The 2,899-nt window shown below is 46.7% G+C and carries 5 protein-coding genes; 3 read left to right on the top strand and 2 right to left on the bottom strand.

Annotation, left to right across the window (positions count from 1 at the left end; genetic code table 11):
• Nucleotides 1–351, top strand: a 351-nt coding sequence (locus EBR25_13000; GenBank protein ID NBW41899.1) for a hypothetical protein, incomplete at its 5' end; no start/stop codon positions are given.
• Entirely contained in the window at nucleotides 329–934 is a 606-nt protein-coding gene (locus EBR25_12995; protein NBW41898.1) for a hypothetical protein, read from the top strand. The genes EBR25_13000 and EBR25_12995, both read left to right, overlap by 23 nt.
• A gap of 95 nt (nucleotides 935–1,029) precedes the next feature.
• Here EBR25_12995 and EBR25_12990 read toward each other — a convergent pair whose 3' ends face one another.
• The gene (locus EBR25_12990) at nucleotides 1,030–1,230 is read right to left on the bottom strand and encodes a hypothetical protein (GenBank protein NBW41897.1); all 201 of its coding nucleotides are present in this window, start codon (nucleotides 1,228–1,230) and stop codon (nucleotides 1,030–1,032) included.
• Nucleotides 1,231–1,608: 378 nt separating this feature from the next.
• On the opposite strand from EBR25_12990, the gene EBR25_12985 reads away from it, so the two are divergent.
• Nucleotides 1,609–2,502 (top strand): Lrp/AsnC family transcriptional regulator, encoded by an 894-nt coding sequence (locus tag EBR25_12985; GenBank protein NBW41896.1) that lies wholly within the window; start codon nucleotides 1,609–1,611, stop codon nucleotides 2,500–2,502.
• A 188-nt stretch (nucleotides 2,503–2,690) separates the two neighbouring features.
• On the opposite strand, the gene EBR25_12980 is transcribed toward EBR25_12985, so the two are convergent.
• On the bottom strand, nucleotides 2,691–2,899 hold a 209-nt coding region (locus tag EBR25_12980; GenBank protein ID NBW41895.1), incomplete at its 5' end, for a hypothetical protein.

Genomic DNA, 2,899 nt, shown 5'->3' with positions numbered 1-2,899 from the left:
AACTTATCGCTCTCTGACATCTCGTTTACGTCCACCGCTCTTCGGCGCTCGGACGGTGATATCACCCTTGAGGTTTTTTCCCCGCAGGAGATTCTTGAGGATTTTGAGGCGCGTTTTCCGCGTGTCTTTGAGACTTTTACACGAGTAGGAATTCATCCTACAAAGTCCTTCCCAATCCTAAATCCCTATACCGAGACGCTTGAGACAGAAGATTTTACCAACATTGGAGAACATTGCATTGCGGTAGGGTATGCAGCCTCAAAACTAGTGGTTGCGCTTGCTCAAACTGATTTCATGCAAGAGGAAGAGGCAGAACGCATTATCGAACGTGCAAGTACACGACCTCAATAAGCCCTATGAAATTATGCGTCGAAAATTTATGGGGGGTGATGCAACTGAACAGATCTACACTCCCACAGCATATGAAAAACTGAGGCCGCTTCTATTCGAAACGGGAGTTTCACACGATACGGCCTCCTACCTTATGGCTGCTGGTCAAGAGACTGGACACAATAGCCTAAAAGATTTCATTGCGCTTGGCGAAGGCGGTATTGTAGGAACTATCCCTGGCAGACTTGCCGAGAAAGTTGTCCACCTTGCTGACAACATGACCTTTACAAGTACTCCAAGAGCAGCGCATCAAAAGCCTGTAACTGCTTTTTTAACTCCGAAGGACCGGATCTTTGCCTCGGGTTTTATTGAAAAGTATCCATGGATGTGGAGCAAAGGATTGGGGGTGAATGACTCAGGTAGCGTGAAAGAGATCTCGGATGTTAGCTCTTTGCCGAAAGATCTCACTCTGCTAGGAAACTATGCAGAGCTTCAAGTACTTGTATCACGAGCACTTGCCAGGGAGTTCCAGCTATATCTTGAACCAACAAGCACAGAGGATCCCGCCCTTTTCATCTTAAACCTCATACGAGATAAGCGTTAATTTTCAGGGGATTCTTTCACAATGAAATCAAGAGTGGCCTTACGTAAGTCGTTCGAACTTCTCGAGCATCTTCTGGTAACCACCGGTGCCTGTGCTCAGCCCCAGTAATCAGGTACCAGCTTCTTTTTTGTGGGGGCGTATATCTCTACCCCGAGGAGCTCTTGGTAGCGAGCGATGTTACCTCCTATGAGCTTTGTATTCTTAGCAGTAGGCATGAGCCACATCTCAGCTCGTACCGTGCGGGTGGTAATGAGGCGGTAGAGAGACGGGTCTTTGGTGCGTAGTGGATTTCCCATGACAGAGTGTTAATCGGAGGGAAGTCCTCTGATAGTTCGTGAGTATGAGAAAAAAAGATGGTGGTACGTGATTACTGGTGGTCGTCCTATCGGTGCGTCATCCAATGAAAAAAAGATGGTGGTACTTGATTACTGGGTACTTGATTACTGGGTACTTGATTACTGGGTACTTGATTACTGGGGGTTCGCATGGTCTTTATCTCGACGCTGGCTGAGGAAATACTCTTTCCTAGACTTTTCTCCTAGACAACTACTTATTAGTAGTTTAACTAACTGCGTATGCGAGTGTCTTCCCTCTCTTCTAAAGAACGATGCATTTTGTCACATTTGGTAGGGGCTCAAGAGCGTTCTGTTAACGAGATCGCACGTTTATGTAGTGTGTCCGAACAATCGGTGAGGCGACTTACCAATAAGGCACTTGCTGAGCAATGGCTACGACCCACATACTTCATTAATCATTCGACTCTTGGCTTGCAAACATTTAATGTGTTTTTCTCATGTCCAAGAGAAAAGCATTCCGCTGTTATCAAGTTGCTTCGGCAAGCGCCACAAGTCGTATGGGTAACCGAAAATGTTGGGCATCCGCGCTATCAAGTAACCGCGGTATCACGTAGTGCAGCAGAGATAGCGAATCTCTTTGACGACATCGCGCAGCGGTGTAAGGCTCCCATTACGTCGCGTTGCTGGTCGATCGAAGTTTCTCTTGACTATTGGGGAACTCGTGTGTTGACTTCGCAATTGACAGGAGAACCCTACTCGCTTATGCCCCAAGATGTTGCCTCGTATGATCTGCTCGATTTACGTATCTTGGATATGTTGCGGAGCCAAGAGGTGCTCAGTATCACTGCAATGTCTCGAGCCCTTAAAGAGAGTAGTACAACGGTGGCATATAGATATAAGCGGCTTCAATCGCGGAAAATTATATCCCCACCTTTCTATCGGTTTAATCCACAAAAATCAGATGCATTTTCTTGCGAATATTTACTCTCTGTTGCTCGAGTGGAGGGTGATATTCATGAGGAGATAGTGAAGTTCTGTGACCGCACACCAGAAGTCTGTATGCTTATCCGAGCATTTGGTATGTGGGACTATAAAATAGAGGTTGAAGCACAGACATTTGATAGGCTGTTAGATGCGCGGGACTTGCTTGAGGCTACTCTTCCTGGAGTGTTCACAGATGTTATGACCATTATTCGAAAGAATTATGTCTCTGAACGATGCGAACTAGCCCAGCACCCTGACACTATCAGTAGTCTCCGAGCTCCCCAATAAAATTCTGTAACCCCCAGTAATCAGGTACCACCATCTTTTTTAGAAGTTAGTTATTTCAGTTTTCTCAGCACTCTCTGCGCGGATGTGCTTCGAATCTGGGCGTGGGTGGTGATGCGCTCCCGAGCTAACCCCCTGACTTTAGGTAGTGGTAGGAGAACCCTAGATACACCTCTCCCGTGTTTACGGATTTAGGCGGGAATAATTGAGATAACAGGACGAAAAGAGCTGAGCCTTGGAACCCTCTGAAGAGGTGGCTTAAAGGTAAATGCAGGAAACTGAGTATCAAGCCTCCCGAGCCTGAACTGAAACGATGCTTCAGCGTACCGAGCGATCAGTAGACGTCTCTCTTGTAAGTACTCTCTTAGTTTATGAGCACACTTTGTGTAGCAGTGAGGCC

It is taken from the genome of bacterium (assembly GCA_009926305.1).
Lineage (GTDB): Bacteria > Bdellovibrionota_C > UBA2361 > UBA2361 > RFPC01 > RFPC01.
This window is presented reverse-complemented; position numbering and strand designations above follow the sequence as displayed.